The organism is Kocuria rosea subsp. polaris (assembly GCF_001483755.1).
GTDB classification, from domain to species: Bacteria; Actinomycetota; Actinomycetes; order Actinomycetales; family Micrococcaceae; genus Kocuria; species Kocuria cellulosilytica.
On record NZ_LQBK01000038.1, the window covers coordinates 25,832 to 42,636 of the forward strand.

At 73.9% G+C, this 16,805-nt stretch carries 16 protein-coding genes; 2 read left to right on the plus strand and 14 right to left on the minus strand.

Annotated elements, in window-relative coordinates; translation table 11 throughout:
* Positions 1–98: 98 nt before the first annotated feature.
* From AVL61_RS13905 to AVL61_RS13940, 8 genes are all read right to left on the minus strand, one after another.
* Positions 99–1,058 carry an FKBP-type peptidyl-prolyl cis-trans isomerase gene (locus AVL61_RS13905; RefSeq protein ID WP_058874924.1) on the minus strand — a complete coding sequence of 320 codons (960 nt, stop codon included), beginning with the start codon at positions 1,056–1,058 and terminating at the stop codon, positions 99–101.
* Positions 1,059–1,189: 131 nt separating this feature from the next.
* Positions 1,190–2,635, minus strand: a complete 1,446-nt coding sequence (pafA, locus tag AVL61_RS13910; protein WP_058874925.1) for a Pup--protein ligase — start codon at positions 2,633–2,635, stop codon at positions 1,190–1,192.
* Positions 2,636–2,640: 5 nt separating this feature from the next.
* Positions 2,641–2,850: a ubiquitin-like protein Pup gene (locus AVL61_RS13915; protein WP_058874926.1), complete on the minus strand. Its 210-nt coding sequence runs from the start codon at positions 2,848–2,850 to the stop codon at positions 2,641–2,643.
* A gap of 35 nt (positions 2,851–2,885) precedes the next feature.
* Positions 2,886–4,523, minus strand: coding sequence for a depupylase/deamidase Dop (gene dop, locus AVL61_RS13920; RefSeq protein ID WP_058874927.1), 1,638 nt, complete (start codon positions 4,521–4,523; stop codon positions 2,886–2,888).
* Positions 4,520–6,292 carry a proteasome ATPase gene (gene arc, locus AVL61_RS13925; protein WP_058874928.1) on the minus strand — a complete coding sequence of 591 codons (1,773 nt, stop codon included), beginning with the start codon at positions 6,290–6,292 and terminating at the stop codon, positions 4,520–4,522. The genes dop and arc overlap by 4 nt, the downstream gene beginning before the upstream one ends.
* Positions 6,289–7,428, minus strand: a complete 1,140-nt coding sequence (locus tag AVL61_RS13930) for a tRNA (adenine-N1)-methyltransferase (protein ID WP_058874929.1) — start codon at positions 7,426–7,428, stop codon at positions 6,289–6,291. The genes arc and AVL61_RS13930 overlap by 4 nt, the downstream gene beginning before the upstream one ends.
* Before the next feature lie 120 nt (positions 7,429–7,548).
* The gene (locus AVL61_RS13935; RefSeq protein ID WP_058874930.1) at positions 7,549–8,682 is read right to left on the minus strand and encodes a site-2 protease family protein; all 1,134 of its coding nucleotides are present in this window, start codon (positions 8,680–8,682) and stop codon (positions 7,549–7,551) included.
* Complete coding sequence (locus AVL61_RS13940) at positions 8,679–9,389, minus strand: HAD family hydrolase (RefSeq protein ID WP_058875047.1); 711 nt, start codon at positions 9,387–9,389, stop codon at positions 8,679–8,681. The genes AVL61_RS13935 and AVL61_RS13940 overlap by 4 nt, the downstream gene beginning before the upstream one ends.
* Before the next feature lie 75 nt (positions 9,390–9,464).
* Between AVL61_RS13940 and AVL61_RS13945 the strand changes: the two genes are divergently transcribed.
* On the plus strand, positions 9,465–10,373 hold the full coding sequence (locus AVL61_RS13945) for a PAC2 family protein (RefSeq protein WP_082697176.1): 909 nt from the start codon (positions 9,465–9,467) through the stop codon (positions 10,371–10,373).
* 87 nt (positions 10,374–10,460) lie between these two features.
* On the opposite strand, the gene mshC is transcribed toward AVL61_RS13945, so the two are convergent.
* From mshC to AVL61_RS18015, 3 genes are all read right to left on the minus strand, one after another.
* Entirely contained in the window at positions 10,461–11,744 is a 1,284-nt protein-coding gene (gene mshC / locus AVL61_RS13950) for a cysteine--1-D-myo-inosityl 2-amino-2-deoxy-alpha-D-glucopyranoside ligase (protein ID WP_058874932.1), read from the minus strand.
* 100 nt (positions 11,745–11,844) lie between these two features.
* A complete protein-coding gene (locus AVL61_RS13955) occupies positions 11,845–12,675 on the minus strand; it encodes an undecaprenyl-diphosphate phosphatase (RefSeq protein WP_058874933.1) in 831 nt (276 codons plus the stop codon).
* 102 nt (positions 12,676–12,777) lie between these two features.
* Positions 12,778–13,143 carry a hypothetical protein gene (locus tag AVL61_RS18015; protein WP_058874934.1) on the minus strand — a complete coding sequence of 122 codons (366 nt, stop codon included), beginning with the start codon at positions 13,141–13,143 and terminating at the stop codon, positions 12,778–12,780.
* Between the two features lie 40 nt (positions 13,144–13,183).
* Between AVL61_RS18015 and AVL61_RS13965 the strand changes: the two genes are divergently transcribed.
* The gene (locus AVL61_RS13965; protein ID WP_058874935.1) at positions 13,184–13,417 is read left to right on the plus strand and encodes a DUF5703 family protein; all 234 of its coding nucleotides are present in this window, start codon (positions 13,184–13,186) and stop codon (positions 13,415–13,417) included.
* A gap of 27 nt (positions 13,418–13,444) precedes the next feature.
* Here AVL61_RS13965 and AVL61_RS13970 read toward each other — a convergent pair whose 3' ends face one another.
* From AVL61_RS13970 to AVL61_RS13980, 3 genes are all read right to left on the minus strand, one after another.
* The gene (locus tag AVL61_RS13970; protein WP_231738424.1) at positions 13,445–14,686 is read right to left on the minus strand and encodes an acyl-CoA dehydrogenase family protein; all 1,242 of its coding nucleotides are present in this window, start codon (positions 14,684–14,686) and stop codon (positions 13,445–13,447) included.
* Between the two features lie 77 nt (positions 14,687–14,763).
* Positions 14,764–16,098: a M20/M25/M40 family metallo-hydrolase gene (locus AVL61_RS13975; RefSeq protein WP_058874936.1), complete on the minus strand. Its 1,335-nt coding sequence runs from the start codon at positions 16,096–16,098 to the stop codon at positions 14,764–14,766.
* Positions 16,099–16,148: 50 nt separating this feature from the next.
* Complete coding sequence (locus AVL61_RS13980; protein ID WP_058874937.1) at positions 16,149–16,577, minus strand: hypothetical protein; 429 nt, start codon at positions 16,575–16,577, stop codon at positions 16,149–16,151.
* Positions 16,578–16,805 lie beyond the last annotated feature (228 nt).

Sequence of the window (16,805 nt, forward strand, 5' to 3'; positions counted from 1 at the left end):
CCTGTTCGTCGGGTCGTCGACGGTCGGTCGTCGGGAACGGCGGGGCACGAGGCCCCTGGGGGCTCGTGCCCCACCGGGCCACCCTATCCGACCGGGGGCTACTCCCCGGTCGCGGAGGGCGACGGCGAGGCGGAGGGCTCCTCCTCGGCCGGTGCCTCGGGGGTGTCCACGGCCGCGAGGATGTCGACGACGAAGAGCAGGCTGCCGGCCGGGTAGTCCGAGTCCTCGCCCAGGTCCTTCTCCGTGCCGTAGGCCTGGCCGACGGGCACGGACAGGACCACGCGGGAGCCCTCCTTCTTGCCCTTCAGGCCCTCCTGCCAGCCCTCGATGACGTTGGCGAGCGGGAAGGACGCGGGGGCGCCGTTCTCGTAGGAGGAGTCGAAGGTCTCGCCGTCGGACCACTTCACGCCCACGTAGTGCGCGATGACGGTGTCGCCCTCGGCGACCTCCTCGCCGTCGCCCTCGACGAGGTACTCGGAGACGAGCTTCTTCGGGGCCTTGCCCTCGGGCTTCGCCACGGACGGCACGCCCTCGTCGTTCTCGGTGATCTCCGGCAGGCCGCGGGGGCTGTCCTGCATCTCGCCCTCGATCTCGGTGGGGATCTTCCGGACGACCTCGTAGACCTCCACGGAGGTCGACTCGTCGCCGGCGGCCCCGGCGGTCTCCGGGGAGGAGTACGCGATGATCGCGCCCTCCTTGGCGCCCACCAGCGCGTCGTACATCTCCGGGATCTGGTCCTTGAGCTCCTGCTCGAGCTGGAGCACCTGGCCGGCGCCGCGGGAGTAGGTCTCGCCGATCGAGGTGCCGTCGGAGCCCTTGAACAGCGCCGCCTGCAGCAGGATGGTGTCGCCCTCGGCGATCTCCTCCCCCTCGCCCTCGCGCAGCTCCTTCGCGCCGGCCTCCTCGGCGTTGAGGGGGGTCTCGAAGGTGACCGACGGGGCCGTGCCCGGGTCCGGTTCGTTGCTGAGCTCCACGGAGTCGACGCCGGGCCCGGAGCAGCCCGCGAGGACGAGCGCCAGGGTCAGGGCGGCACCGGAGGTGGTCAGGGTCTTTCGCACGGGTTGCTTCCTCAGGGGGTCGGGCCGGGTGGGTGGCACGCGGAACGGACGGCACGGGGCGGGACGGCGACCAGCCTAGTGCAGGGCGCTGGACGTTGACTGGACGGGGGCCTCGGGGGCTCCGCCGCGGTTCAGACCACGGGAGCGTCCCCGTGGGCGTCCCCCGAGGTGCCGGGCGCGGCGAGGCCGGCCACCAGGGCGTCGGCCTCGGCGTTGTCCACGGCGAACGGGTCCTTGCACAGCACCGTGCGCTGGGTGCGGTCGTTGACCTTCAGGTGCACCCAGTCGACGGTGTAGTTGTGCCCGGACGCGACGACCGCGTCGATGAACCGGCCGCGCACGGCGGCCCGGGTGGCGGGCGGGGTCCGGGCCGCCTCCCGGACCCGCTCCTCGGGGACGAAGGTCGCCGCGCGTCCCCGCCGCTGCAGGAGGTTGAACAGTCCCCGCTCCGGGGCGGTGTCGTGGTAGGCCAGGTCCAGCTGCGCCATCCGGGGCGCCCCGAGGTCCAGGCCGTCGCGGGCGGCGTAGCCGTCGAGGAGCTTCTTCTTGATCGCCCAGTCGATCTCGGTGTCCACGGCGGAGGCGTCCTGGCGGTCCACGGCGTCCAGGGTCCGCTCCCACAGGTCCAGCACCCACGGCACCCGGTCGTGGTGGGCGCCCTCGCGGTCCACGAACCGGTGCACGGCCTCCAGGTGCTCGCGCTGCAGGTCCAGGGCGGAGCGGCGGGTGCCGTCGGCCAGCGGCACCGGGCGGGTGCCGGTGAGGTCGTGGGAGACCTCCCGCAGGGACCGCACCGGGTCCTCCATGGTGCGGTCGGGCAGGATCTGCCCGGCCTCGATCATCCGCAGCACGAGGTCGGTCGTCCCGATCCGCAGCGCGGTGGTGGTCTGGGACATCGTCGAGTCCCCCACGATGACGTGCAGCCGGCGGTAGTGCTCGGCGTCGGCGTGCGGCTCGTCACGGGTGTTGATGAGGGGCCGGGAGCGCGTGGTGGCCGAGGACGAGCCCTCCCAGATGTGGTCGGCGCGCTGCGAGAAGGAGTAGCTGGGCGCCCCGGCCGCGTCCCCGACCCGCACGGCGCCGAAGTCCTCGGGCCCCGCGGGGTGCACCTTGCCGGCGCCGACGAGCAGCTGCCGGGTGACGAGGAACGGGATGAGGATCTGCACGAGCCGGGCGAACTCGGTGCGCCGGGCGATCAGGTAGTTCTCGTGCGAGCCGTACGAGTTGCCGCGCGAGTCGACGTTGTTCTTGAACAGGTACAGCTGCCCGGCCGTCCCCTGCTCCGCCAGCTCGTCCTGGGCCTGCCGCCGGAGGTCGTCGACGATCAGCTCGCCGGCCTTGTCCTGGGCCACGAGGTCCTCGAGCGTGGCGCACTCCGCCGTGGCGTACTCGGGGTGCGAGCCGACGTCCAGGTAGAGGCGTCCGCCGTTGGGCAGGAACACGTTCGAGGACCGGCCCCAGGCCACCACGGGCCGGAAGAGCGTGCGCGCGGCCTCCTCCGGGCTGAGCGGACGGGCGCCCGGGGCGCTGTGGGTGATGCCGAACTCGGTCTCGACCCCGTAGATCCTGCGGTCCATGGGGGCTACTGGCCGCCCTTCTGGACGAAGCCCTTCACGAACTCCTCGGCGTTGGACTCGAGCACGCCGTCGATCTCGGCGAGCAGGTCGTCGGTGCCGGCGGTGCCGGTCTGCGCCTGGGCGGCGGGGGTGCTGGGGGCGGGGGCGCCGGGCTCGGGGAGCTCGGTCTCCTCGCGGCGCTGGGCGCCGGTGCCGAAGATGCGTTCCTGGGCCATGACGGGGTTCCTCCTGGGGTCGGTGGTGGGGGTGCTCAGCCGAGGGAGCCGGTGTGCACGAGGGCGGGACGGGCGGCGGCGAGGGCGCGGACGAGGTGCTCGGCGTCCGGCGCCGCGGACAGCAGGGGGCCGACGTCCTCGCGGGTCAGCTCGAGCGGCTCGGGCATCGTGATCCGCGCGCCCCGGCGGACGCCGGGCAGGGTCAGCGAGACCGAGTCCCAGTTGGCCGTGAGGACGTCGTCGGGGAACCGGGTGACCAGCCGGCCGCGCAGCCACGCCCGGGTGTCGGCGGGCGGCAGCTCCACCGCGCGCCGGAGCTCCTCCTCGCCGAAGAGGGTGCGCATCCGTCCGGCCGCGACCAGCCGGTGGTGGAGCCCCTTCTCCGGGCGCACGTCCGCGTACTGCAGGTCGATCAGCGTCAGGCGGGGATCGTCCCAGGCGAGGCCGTCGCGCTCGCGGTAGCCCAGCAGCAGGGCGTGCTTGGCGACCCAGTCCAGGCGGTCCGCCAGGGACAGGGGGTCGGTCTCGAGGGCGTCGAGGACCTCCTCCCACAGCTCGAGGACCTCGCGGGTGTCCGGGTCCGGGCCCCCGGTGGCCCGTTCGTGCGCCCGGGCGGCCTCGAGGTAGAGCCGCTGCAGCTGGACGCCCGTGAGCTCCCGGCCGTCCCGGAGCGGGACGGCGGTGGTCAGCCCCGGGTCGTGGCTGATCGCCTGCAGGGCCGCCACGGGGTCCACGAGCGCGGCGTCGGGGGCGGCGCCGGCCTCGATCAGGCCGAGGACCAGGGAGGTGGTCCCGAACTTGAGCAGGTTCGAGGTGTGCGAGAGGTTGGCGTCGCCGATGATGACGTGCAGGCGCCGGTGGCGGGCGCGCTCGGCGTGCGGCTCGTCGCGGGTGTTGACGATGGGCCGGTGGACGGTGGTCTCGAGGCCGACCTCCCGCTCGAAGAAGTCGGCGCGCTGGCTGATCTGGAAGCCGGGGCGCCGGCCGCGGTCGCCGAGACCCACCCGTCCGGCGCCGCACACCACCTGGCGGGAGGCGAAGAAGGGCAGCAGGCCCGCGGCGAGGGCGTCGAAGGGCACGGAGCGGGGCACGAGGTAGTTCTCGTGGGCGCCGTAGGAGACGGACTTGTTGTCGGTGTTGTTCTTGTAGAGGTTCACGACGTCGAGGCCGGTGCCCGGGGCGCTGGCGGCGATCGCCCGGACCGCGTCGAGGGCGACGCGGTCCCCGGCGGCGTCCCACAGGACGGCGTCGCGGGGGGTGGTGACCTCCGGGGAGGAGTACTCGGGGTGGGAGTGGTCCACGTAGAGGCGGGCGCCGTTGGGCAGGACGGTGTTCATCACGACCTGGCGCCAGTCCAGGGTCTCGGCGTGGGGCCCGCTCTCGCGGAGGGACTCGGCGGCGACCTCCTCGGCGGTGAGCACCGGGGCGGCGTCGGTGAGCTGGGAGAGGTCGGCCTGCTCGCGGGGGACGGTGAAGCCGCGGGCGTCCTCGAGGGGGGTCTCGCCGTGGTAGTCCCAGCCGGCGGTGGTGCGGGAGGCGCCGAGGCGGCGCCGCACCAGGGCCGCGTAGGTGGTGACCACCTGGGTGGAGAGCACGGTGGCGTTGGCCTGCGGGTTGCCGGTGGCGAGCACGCCGAACTCGGTCTCGGCGCCCATGACGCGACGGACGCTCATGCGGGTCCCTCCCCCGGGACGGGGCCGGCGGGGGCGGCGGCGTGCCGAGCGCCGGGTCCGGCGGGGTGCGGGTCGCGGTGCAGGACCACGCGCAGGTCGGTGATGGTGTCGCCGCGGCGCCCGGAGATCCGGGCCCAGTCCTCCGGGTTGGAGGTGTTGGGCAGGTCCTGCTGCTCGTGGAACTCCTCGTCCACGGCGCGCACCAGGTGCTCGCGGCCCAGGCCGCGGACCCCGGTGGTGAGCAGGTCCTTGATGGCCTGCTTCTTGGCCCGGTCCACCACGTTGCGGATGACCGCCCCGGAGGTGAAGTCGCTGAAGTAGAGGGTCTCCTCGGTGCCGTCCCGGTAGCTCAGGTGCAGGAACTGCGTGCCGGGGCTCTTCTCGTACATCCGGGCGACGGCGGCGTCGACGAGCGCGGCGACGGCCCCGGTGCGGGAGCCGGCGGCGTCGACCTCGTCCTGGCGCAGGGGCAGGTCCTCGGTGACGTAGAGCCGGAGGATCTCGGCGGCACCCGTCGCGTCCGGGCGGTCGATGCGGATCTTGACGTCGAGCCGGCCCGGGCGCAGCACGGCGGGGTCGATCATGTCCTCGCGGTTGGTGGCGCCGATGACGATGACGTTGTCGAGGCGCTCCACGCCGTCGATCTCGGTGAGCAGCTGCGGGACGATGGTGGTCTCCACGTCCGAGGACAGCCCGGAGCCGCGGGTGCGGAACAGGGAGTCCATCTCGTCGAAGAACACGACCACGGGGATGCCACGGGCCGCCTGCTCGCGGGCGCGCAGGAAGATGGAGCGGATCTGCCGCTCGGTCTCCCCCACGTACTTGTCCAGCAGCTCGGGGCCCTTGATGTTCAGGAAGTAGCCCAGGGCCTTGCCGCGCCCGGCGCGGTCGGCGGCGCGCTCGGCGAGGGAGCGGGCGACGGCCTTGGCGATGAGGGTCTTGCCGTTGCCGGGGGGCCCGTAGAGGAGGATGCCCTTGGGCGGGGTCAGCCCGTGCTCGCGGTAGAGCTCGGGGTGGACGAAGGGCAGCTCGACGGCGTCGCGGATCTGCTCGATCTGGGGCCCGAGGCCTCCGATGTCGTCGTAGGAGACGGCGGGGACCTCCTCGAGGACGAGCTGCTCGACGTCGGTGCGCTCGATGGGCTCGAGCGCGAAGCCGGTGCGGTGGTCGATGGACACGGCGTCGCCGATCTCCGGGCGGCTGCGGCGCAGCAGCCCGGAGAGCAGCAGGACGCGCTCCTCGTCGGAGCGCCCGACGGTGAGGACGCGGTCGTGGTCGACGATCTCCTTGACGGTCGCGATCTCGCCGGTCTGCTCGTAGTCGAGGACCGCGCCGACGGTGTAGTTCTGGTCGAGGAGGACCTGGCGTCCGGGCTCGCAGGCGGCGAAGCTCACGAGCGGGCTGAGCGCCACGCGCATGCGGCGGCCGGCGACGAGGACGTCGAGGGTGCGGTCGGTGACCGCGGGCCCGGTGCCCGTCGGCTCGCCCACGGGCGCGCGCCCGGGGTTGACCTGCAGGACGGTGCCCTGGCTCAGGGGCGGGACGAGGTCGTTCTCGAGGGCGCGCTTGAGCTGGGCGATCTCCGTGCGGGTCGCGTCGAGGAGCCGGACGAGCTTCTGGTTCTGGGTCCCGGCGGCGGCGAGCTGCTTGTCGAGGGCGCGCTTCTGGTCGCGGAGGATGTTGACCTGCCGCTGGGCGTTGACGAGGGCCCGGCGGGTCTGCTCGGCGTCGGCCGCTCCGGTGGTCTGCTGCGGGGACGACTCGTTCACGGGCGCTCCTCGTGGGGCTGCTCGGTGCCGGGAGCCGGCCCGGCCGCCGGTGCCTGGGCGGGCTCGGGCGCGGCGTCCGGCGCGGCCGGGGCGGTGGCGTCGGCGGGTGCGCTCCCGCGGGCGGCGCGCTCGGCGAGACCGAGGGCCTCGCGGCCGGCGCGGCGCAGCTTCTTGTCGGTGACGTCCCGCTCGCCGAGGGCCACGGGGGTCCAGGCCTGCAGGTCGTCCTCGCTGTACTCGGACTTGGAGGCCCGCCGCTTGGGGGCCAGCCGCTCGGAGCCGTCGGCGAGCCGGCGGGCGGAGAGCAGGAACCCGGTGTGGGCGACCATGCGGTGGTCGGGGCGCACGGCGAGGCCCTCGACGTGCCAGCCGCGGACCATGGTCTCGGAGGCGTCCGGCTCGGTGTAGCGGCCGTCGGCCCGCATCGCCTCGGCCGTGCGGGAGAGCTGGGTGACGGTCGCGACGTAGCACATGACCACGCCGCCCGGGGCGAGGGCGGTGGCCACGGCGTCGAGGCACTCCCAGGGGGCGAGCATGTCGAGGACCACGCGGTCCACGGAGCCGGGCTCCTCGTGCTCGCCGAGCTCCTCGGCGAGGTCCCCGATGCTGATCCGCCACGCGGGGTGGGGGCCGCCGAACATGGTCTCCACGTTGCCGCGGGCGATGTCGGCGAACTCCGCCCGCCGCTCGAAGGAGTGCAGGCTGCCCTCGTCGCCCACCGCGCGCAGCAGGGAGATGGACAGGGCGCCGGAGCCGACGCCGGCCTCGACCACGCGGGCGCCCGGGAAGATGTCGGCCATCGTGACGATCTGGCCGGCGTCCTTGGGGTAGACCACCGCGGCGCCGCGGGGCATGGACAGCACGAAGTCCTTGAGGAGCGGGCGCAGGGCCTGGTAGCGGAACCCGGCGGAGTTCTCGACCACGGTGCCCTCCGGGCGGCCGATGAGCTCGCCGTGGCCGAGCACCCCGCGGTGGGAGTGGAACGCGCCGTCCTCCGCGAGCGTGACTGTGTTCATCCGCCCGCGCTCGTCGGTCAGCTGCACGCGCTCCCCGGCCCGGAAGGGTCCGCGCCGGTTGGCGGCGCCCCGCGGGGACGCGGGCGAAGGGGCGGCGGTCTGGTCAGCGGTTCCGGTCATCGGCTCACTCTCGGGGCGGGGTCTGGTCGGTCGTGCGGGAGCCGGCGGGTGCGCCGCCGGCCCGGGGTCCTCCCCCATTGTGTCACCGCGGCGCGGGGTGCCGGGGCCGGGCGCCGGGGCTCAGCCGGCCAGCAGGCGTTCGAGGGCCGCGCTGCGCAGCACCCCCACGAGCGCGCCGCCGGGTCCCGTGACCACGTAGTGCGGGTACTCCCGGGCGGCGACCGCCCGCAGCAGCGACTCCTCGCGCAGCCCGGCGTCGAGCACCGCGTCGGCCGGCAGGTGCTGCAGGACGGACGTCAGCGGCGTCCCGGCACGCCGGTCCGCGGGCACCGCGTCCGCGGCGGCGGGCACGAGCAGACCCACCACCTGCCGGTCCGGGGAGACCGCCAGCACGTGCGGGACGGGTCCGCCCGGGACCGCGGCGTGCGCGAGGTGCTCGGTGACCACCCGGTCGGTGTGGGTGAGCGTGGCCTCCGCGGGGACCGCCACGGCGGGTTCGGCGAGCGCCGCGGCGCTGACGCCGTGCATGCGGGACAGGACGGCCGCGGCACGCAGGGAGGCGCCGGCGCCCTGCCACATGAAGCCGGCGACGAGCACCACGAGCACGAGCGCGACGGGCTGGCGCCACAGGCCGGTGAGCGCGGTGGCGGCGACGATCCCCACGGCGAGCAGCCGGCCCGTCCAGGCCGCCACCACCGTGCCGTGCTGCTCCCGGCCCGTGGCCGCCCAGACGAGGGCCTCGACCACGCGTCCGCCGTCCAGGGGCAGGCCGGGCAGCACGTTGAAGACGCCCACGATGAGATTGGCCCAGGTGGTGAGGTCGAGCAGCACCCAGCCGAGCGTGGGGGCGGGCTCCCCGGTGCGCAGCACGGTCCAGCCCGCCAGGCCCAGGGCGAGGTTGACGGCCGGTCCGGCCAGGGAGACCACGGCGGAGGCCAGCGGGGTGCTGCGCACGTCCCCGAAGTGGGTGTGCCCGCCCAGCAGGCTCAGCACGATCCGGCCGGTGGGCCAGCCGAACGCGCGGCCGGTCCAGGCGTGGGCGAGTTCGTGCAGGAGCACGGACAGGGCCAGGGTCAGGGCGAAGCCGAGGGCGGCGGCGTAGTTGAGCGCCCCCAGCCGGGGGTACGCCTCCATGAGCACGGGGGTGTAGAGGAGCACGGTGACCGCGGCGATCACGAACCAGGACCAGGACAGGGTCACGGGCACTCCGCCGATCCTGCCGAGGGGGACTCCCTCGGCGCGGGTGCGGTTCACGCGCGGGTCCCGGCCACGAGCCGTCCGAGGTCCTCGGGGCCCACGCCGGCGAGGCTGGGCAGCACGAGGTCGGCGCCGGCGTCGTCGAGCGGGACCATGTTGGGCACTCCCACGGTGAAGATCCCCGCGGCGACGGCCGAGCGGATGCCGGTGCGGGAGTCCTCGACGGCGACCATGCCGGCGGTCGCCGAGGGGCGGCGGGCGCGCTCGCAGAGCCCGGCGGCGCCGATCCGGTACGGGTCGGGGGCCGGTTTGGCCGGGTGGCCGAGGTCGCCGGTGACGACGACGTCGAAGACGCCCGGGCCGCCGAAGGCGTCGAGGACGACCTCCGCGAGGGGGGTCTCGCTGCTGGTGACCAGGGCCAGGGGCACCCCGCGCTCGCGCAGGGCGGCGACCAGCTCCTGCGCCCCCTCCTTGTACACGACCCGTTCCCGGGTGCGGGCCGCGACCCGGGCGATGAGCCGGTCGACGATCTCGCGCACGCCCAGGCGCACCCCTTGGCGCTGGAACACGGCGGCGGCGTCCTCGAGCCCGGTGCCGACCATGGCCAGGGCGTCGGCCTCGGTCCAGCGGCCCCCGTGGGAGCGGACCAGCTCGATCTCGGCCTCGATCCAGTACGGCTCGGTGTCCACGAGCGTCCCGTCCATGTCGAACAGCACGGCGGTGGGCAGGAGGTCGTCGGGGGACGGGGACAGGTGGCGGGGCATGGCCTCCATCGTAGTGTCCGCAACACGGGCCCCCGCCTGCCGGGTGCTCTTGCCGTCGATGTCCCTGCGCGTAGTGTGGGTGGCGTGAGCAACGACTTCGACGAGACGTTCCCCCGTCCCCAGGCCGGCCCGTTCGGCGTGGTCCGGGAGGACGGTGACCAGGAGCGCGTGACCGTGCTGGTGGCGGCGTTCGAGGGGTGGAACGACGCCGGGGACGCCGCCACGGACGCGGTGCAGTTCCTGGCGACCCACTACGGGGCGAAGGATGTCTTCGAGGTCACGTCGGACGACTACTACGACTACCAGTTCTCCCGTCCGATCGTGCGCCGCGCCGCGACCGGCGAGGTGAAGATCGTCTGGCCCACGACCCGGCTCTCGACCGCCACCGTGCCCGGCACCAATCTCGACCTCGTGCTGCTGCACGGCTGGGAGCCCTCCTACCGGTGGCGCTCCTTCACGGCCGAGCTGCTGGAGCAGGCGACCCTGCTGGACGTCGACTTCGTGGTGATGGTCGGTGCGCTGCTCGCCGACGTGCCGCACACCCGGCCCATCCCGGTGACCAAGACCTCCGACACCGCGGAGCTGCAGGAGGAGCTGGGCATCGACTCCTCCCAGTACGAGGGGCCCACCGGGATCGTGGGTCTGCTCTCCCACATGGCGTCCCTGGGCGGGTTCCCCACGGTCAGCCTGTGGGCGGCGGTGCCCCACTACGTCGCCCAGTCCCCCTCCCCGAAGGCGGAGCTGGCCCTGCTGCGGGAGCTGGAGGAGCTGCTCAGCATCACGCTGCCGCTGGACGAGATCGCCGAGGACGCCGAGGCGTGGGAGCGGGGGGTCAACGAGCTGGCCTCCGACGACCCCGAGATCGCCGCCTACGTCCAGCAGCTCGAGGAGGCCAAGGACACCACGGACCTGCCCGAGGCCACCGGGGACGCGATCGCCAAGGAGTTCGAGCGCTACCTGCGCCGCCGCCGCGACGAGAAGTGAGCGCGGCCGGCGCCCGGGCGCGGAGGGGCGGCACCCGGAACGGGTGCCGCCCCTCCGCGCGTTCCGGGAGCCGGTCCGGGACCGGCGTCAGAGCTCGATGCCGAGCCGGGCGTCCACCAGGTCCCGGACCAGCCGGGCGTCCGCCCCGCCGGCCCCCGGGGTGCCGGCGGTGAGGGCGGCGGCGGCCCACTCGTCCAGGGCGGCCAGCGCCGCAGGGGCGTCCAGGTCGTCGGCCAGGGCGGCGCGCACGGTCGCCAGCAGCGGGGCCGCGCTGCCCTCGGGGGCCACGGCCAGGGCGCGGCGCCACGCGTCCACGCGGGCGACGGCGCCGGCGAGCACGAGGTCGGTCCAGTACCAGTCCTCGGTGTAGCGGTGGGCGAGGATCGCGGTGCGGATCACGGCCGGGTCCACGCCCTGGGCCCGCAGCGCGGAGACGAGCACGAGGTTGCCCTTGGACTTGGACATCTTCTCCCCGTCGAGCCCGACCATCCCCGTGTGCAGGAAGTGCTGGGCCATGGGCTTTCCGGTCAGGGCCCAGCAGTGGCCGGCGCCCATCTCGTGGTGCGGGAAGACGAGGTCCGAGCCACCGCCCTGGACGGTGAACGGCGCGGGCAGGTACTCGAGGGCGATGAGCGAGCACTCGATGTGCCAGCCGGGGCGCCCCGAGCCCAGGGACGCGCCGTCCCAGGCGGGCTCGCCGGGACGCTCCACGCGCCACAGCAGCGGATCCAGCCGGTGCCGCTTGCCCGGGCGCTCGGGGTCACCGCCGCGCTCGGCGAACAGCGGCAGCATCTCCTCGGGCGAGAGGTGGGAGACGTCGCCGAGCACCCACGCGTCGGCGTCGTCGCCGGCCAGGGAGCCCACGGCCGCCACGTCGAAGTACACGTCGCCGTCCGGCTCCCCGTCCTGGCCGGGGACCCGGTAGGCGAGGCCGCGGTCCACGAGGCGCTCGACGGCGGGCACGATCCAGCCGACGGACTCGGTCGCGCCCACGTAGTGCTGGGGCGGGAGGACGTTGAGCGCGCTCATGTCGGTGCGGAACAGCTCGGTCTGCCCGGCGGCCAGCTCCCGCCAGTCCACGCCGGTGTCCCGGGCCCGTTCGAGCAGGGGGTCGTCCACGTCGGTGACGTTCTGGACGTAGTCCACCGGGGTGCCCGCGTCCAGCCAGGCGCGGTGCAGCAGGTCGAAGGCCACGTAGGTGGCGGCGTGGCCCATGTGGGTGGCGTCGTACGGGGTGATCCCGCACACGTAGAGGCTCGCCCGCTCCTGCCGGGGCAACTCCACCCGCCGCCGCAGCCGGGTGTCCTGCACGGTGGGCAGGGGCGCCTCGCCGGGGAGGTCGGGGACGGGTCGGGCGGACCAGGCTTTCATGCTCACCTCGGGTGGTTCGGGGATCGGAGATCGGCGGCGCGGGGCCTCACCCAACCTACCGGACCGGCCGGCGCCCCCGGTCCGCCGGGTGACGCAGGGCTCAGGCGCTGATGACCCCGAGGCCCAGGAGCACGAAGATGGCCAGGCCCAGGGCGATGCGGTACCACACGAAGATCGTGTAGCTGCGGTTGGAGATGTAGTGCATGAACCAGCCGATGATCACGTACGCCACCGCGAAGGCGATGCCCGTGGCCACGAGCGTCTCCGTCATGCCGTAGGGTCCCGCCTGCGGCTGCCCCACCGTCTGGGCCAGCTTGTACAGCCCCGAGGCGAACACCGCCGGGATGGCGAGCAGGAACGCGTAGCGGGCGGCGGCCTCGCGGGTGTAGCCCATCAGCAGGCCCGCGGTGATCGTGCCCCCGGAGCGGGAGACCCCCGGGATCAGGGCCAGGGCCTGGGCCAGGCCGAAGAGCACGCCGTGCTTGACGGTGAGGTCGTCCAGGTGGCGGGCCTGGCGGCCCACCCGGTCCGCCACGGCCAGGAACACGCCGAAGACCACCAGCATCGTGGCCGTGATCCACAGGGAGCGGAACTCCGTGTCGATGTAGTCCTCCAGCAGCAGCCCGAGCACGCCGATGGGCAAGGAGCCCAGGATGATCAGCCACCCCATCCGGGCGTCGGGGTCCGAGCGCTCCACCCTGCCCACCAGGGACAGGCTCCACTGCTTCAGGATGCGGACGATGTCCCGCCAGAAGTAGATGATCACCGCGGTCTCGGTGCCCAGCTGCGTGATGGCCGTGAACGCGGCCCCCGGGTCGGCGCTGTTGGGCAGGAGCTCGCCCACGATGCGCAGGTGCGCCGAGGAGGACACCGGGAGGAACTCGGTCAGGCCCTGGACGAGGCCCAGAATGATGGTTTCGATCCAATTCACCCGGCCACCCTACGGCACCCTCCGCGCCGTCGACGGCGGGACAGGCCCGGACACGGCAGGAACGGCCCGCCGGGCGGGCCGTTCCTGTCGGTGCGGCGCGGCTCAGCGGCCGGTGCGCGCCCCGTCCGTGTCGTCGAGGTCCTCGTAGTCCTCCTCGTCGACGAGGTCCTCGTCGAGCATCTCGTTGTCCTCCAGGAGCTCCTCGTCGTCCTCGTCGTCGTCCGAGTCGTCGTCGGAGTCGTCGTCCTCGTCGTCGGAGTCCTCCTCCTCCGCGAAGACGGTCAGCGGGGTGACCTCGTCGTAGGCGTCGTAGAGCGCCTCCTCGTAGGCGTCGAAGGCGTCGGCGATGGCGATGTACGCGCCGTCGACGGCGGGGTCGTCGTCGCTGCGCCGGTTGGACGCGGCGACGAGGTGTTCTTCGAAGGCGCTCACGAGAGCCTGCAGCGCGGCACGAGGATCATTGCTCATGGAGTAGACGTTAGCGCTATTCCGTGCAGAATGGGGACCGATGAGAGAACAAGTCCGGACCAGCACGGCGACCGTCACCAGGGACGCCGACCAGCGCTACGAGTACCTCCTGCTGACCGTGGCGCCGCACGAGCTGCTCAGCGACGCGCGGGCCCGGCTCAGCGAGCACGCCGAGTACGGCAAGTGGGAGCTGACCCGCTCCGTGCTGCTCTACGGCGGCACCCGCAAGTACTGGCTGCGCCGCCGGGTCATCCGCGTGGAGCGCACCGTCTGAGCCCGGAGCCCCTCCCGCGGAAGGGGCTCAGCCGCCGACCGGGCCCAGCAGGGCCTTGGCCACGGCCGCGTGCACGGACTCGTTGTCGGAGGGGTGGTAGATCCCGGCGAGCACGTCCCGGTACAGCCGCTCCAGTTCCCGGCCCCGGGAGTACTGGGCGCCGCCGGAGGTGCGCACGGCCAGGTCGACGACCTGGCGGGCGGCCTCGGTGGCCCGGTGCTTGACCCCGGAGAACAGCAGGAACCAGCGCGCTCCGTGCTCCGGGGCGTCCGCGGTGCCGAGGGCGTCGACGTCCGCGGTGAGCCGGAGCAGCTGCAGCTCCACCCCGTCGCGCAGCAGCGCGGCCTCCGCGATCTGCCAGCGGACGTCGGGGTGCTCGGCCCGGGCCGGTCCTCCGCCCCGGGACCGCCGGGCGCCCGCGAGCTCCACGGCCAGCTCCACCGCCCGGTCCGCGATCCCGGTGTAGACCGCGGCCAGCAGCAGCTCGAAGCAGCCGAACACGCCCCACACCACCGGGTCCGGGTTCGGCCCCACGGGGGTGCGCGTGAGCACCTGCGCCGCCGGCATCGGCACCGAGCGCAGCACCGTGGTGCGGGACTGGGAGGCCCGCATGCCCATGGTGTCCCAGTCGTCGAGGACCTCGATGCCCTCCGCCGCCCGGTCGAGGAAGCCGAACACCAGCGGCGCGCCGGGCTCGGCGTCGTCGCGGGCGTGGACGATCAGCCGGGTCCACACGGGCGAGAGCGAGGTGAAGATCTTCGTGCCCGTGATCCGGTACCCGTCCTCGGTGGCCACGGCGGTGGTGTCGGAGTCGAAGAGCACGGAGTCGTTGCCGGCCTCGGAGATGCCGAAGGCGAAGATCTCCCCGGCCGCGGCCTGCTCGAAGATCCGCTCGGCCCGGGCGTCCCCGCGCAGGCGCAGGGTGTGCGCCACCCCGACCAGGACGTGGTGCATGTTGATGGCCAGCGCCGTGGCGGGGGCGGCCGCGGCGAGGCGCCGCTGCGCGGCGACCGCCTGCTGCAGCGTGAACCCGAGCCCGCCGTGGTCCCGCGGCACCAGCATGAGCGGATAGCCGATCCGCACCAGGTCCGCGAAGTCCTCGTCGCAGAACCGGTTCTCCCGGTCGTAGCCGGCCGCGCGCTCGCGGAACACGGCCAGCAGCTCGTCCGGCAGCAGCGTCTCGGGCACCTGGTCCTCGGGCACCTGGTCCTCGGGCGCTGGGGGCCGCGGCGGCACGGTGTCGGGCTGCGGTCCGGTGGTGTGGTCCATCTCGCTCCTGTCGGCGATGTCCTGAGATCTGGGCCCCGGCGACCGTTCCGGCCGGGGCGGAGGAGTCCGGTGCCGGGTCAGTACCGGGTCAGCAGCCGGTGCAGCACCCGGGAGCCGAACTCCAGGGAGTCCGTGGGCACGCGCTCGTCCACGCCGTGGAACATGGCCGGGAAGTCCAGCTCGTCGGGCAGGCGCAGCGGCACGAAGCCGTAGCCGGTGATCCCGAGCGGGTCCAGGGACTTGTTGTCCGTCCCCCCGGAGAGCATGTACGGCAGCACGACCGCCTCGGGGTCCTCGGCGTGCAGCGCGTCGACCATGGCGTCCACCACGGTGCCGGAGAACGGCACCTCGAGGGCGATGTCGTCGGACTCGAACTCGAAGGACACCCCGTCCCCGGCGAGCTCGGCGAGCTTCGCCAGGACGATCTCGCGCTGACCGGGCAGGTAGCGCACGTCCAGGCCGGCCTGCGCCGAGCCGGGGATCACGTTGACCTTGTAGCCGGCCTCGAGCATCGTCGGGTTCGCGGTGGTCTGCAGCGTCGCGCCCACGAACCGGGCCACGGAGCCGAGCTCGGCCAGCAGCCGCTGGGGGTTCTGCGGGTCGAACTCCACGCCGGTCAGCTCGGTGACGGAGTCCAGGAACGCCCGGGTGGTCTTGGTGAGCTCGATGGGCCACTGGTGCTCGCCGATGTTGGCCAGCGCTCTCGAGAGCCGGGTGACCGGGTTGTCGTCGTTGATCTGCGAACCGTGCCCGGCCGTGCCCTGCGCGTTGAGGCGCAGCCACATGAGGCCCTTCTCCGCGGTCTGCAGCAGGTAGGCCCGCCGGCCGCCGATGGTGGCCGAGTACCCGCCGACCTCGCTGATGGCGTCCGTGACGCCGTCGAAGAGCCCGCGGTGGTGCTCGGCGATCCAGTGGGAGCCGTACACCATGCCGGCCTCCTCGTCGGCGAAGAAGCCGAAGACGATGTCCCGCCGCGGCCGCTGGCCGGTGCGCACCATGTGGCGCAGCACCGAGATCATCATGGCGTCCATGTCCTTCATGTCCACGGCGCCGCGACCCCAGATCATGCCGTCCCGGAGCTCGCCCCCGAAGGGGTCCACCGACCAGTCGGCGGCGATCGCGGGCACCACGTCGAGGTGGCCGTGCACGAGCAGGGCGTCGGCGGAGGGGTCGGTGCCCTCGATCCGGGCGAAGACGTTGGCCCGGCCGGGCGCGGACTCCAGGACGGTCGTCGGGAGACCGACCTCCTCGATCAGCCCGGCCACGTACTCGGCGGCCCTGCGCTCCCCCTTGGCGTCGCCGCTGCCGTAGTTGGAGGTGTCGATGCGGATGAGGTTGCGGCAGATCTCGACGGTCTCGCCCTCGGGCGACGACGCGGCCGCCGCGGCGGGAACGGTCTGCGGGTCGGTCATGGCGGTCCTTCCTGGGGTGCCTGGTGGGCGGGGCCGTGCGCGGGTGGCGCTCAGCGGATGGCGGTGTCGCGGCCGGGGTAGCGCAGCAGCACGAGGCGTCCGGACTCCTCGACCACGAGGACCTCCTCCGTCTCCCCGGGCGAGTCCTCGGGGGCGACCTCGAGGCGGTGCCCGTCCGGGGTGTCGACGGCCTCGCCCTGGACGGCGAGCGTCTCGTAGCGGGACGTGTCCGGGTGCCAGCGCTCGAGGTAGACGGGGCAGTACTGGGAGTTGCCCTCCATGGCCCGGTGCACGAAGTCGTGGGACAGCAGCCCGCAGGCGCTGTCCCAGTCGCGCTGGGCCATCGCGTCGACGAAGGCGCGGGTGGTGCCCTCGGGGGTGCCGAGGTCCGGGCCGCACCCGGCGAGCCCCACGGCGAGGGTCAGGCACAGCCCCAGCCGGCTCCGGACGCCGGTGGCGCGGGTGGCGTGGACGGTCATCGGACTCCTCTCCGGGGGTGCGCCCTCAGCCTATCGTTCCCCGCCCCTCGGACCGGCCGGGGCACGGCCGCCGCCGGCGCAGGGGCGCGGCGGGCGGACGTCGCGGTCGGCGGGCGGACCGGCCCGCGAGGACACCCGGCCGCCGCGGGCCTCCCGCCCGCAGGGACGAGAACCGCCCACTATAACCACGGGAAAAGGCTCTCCGCGGGATATTCCGTGATGTCGCCG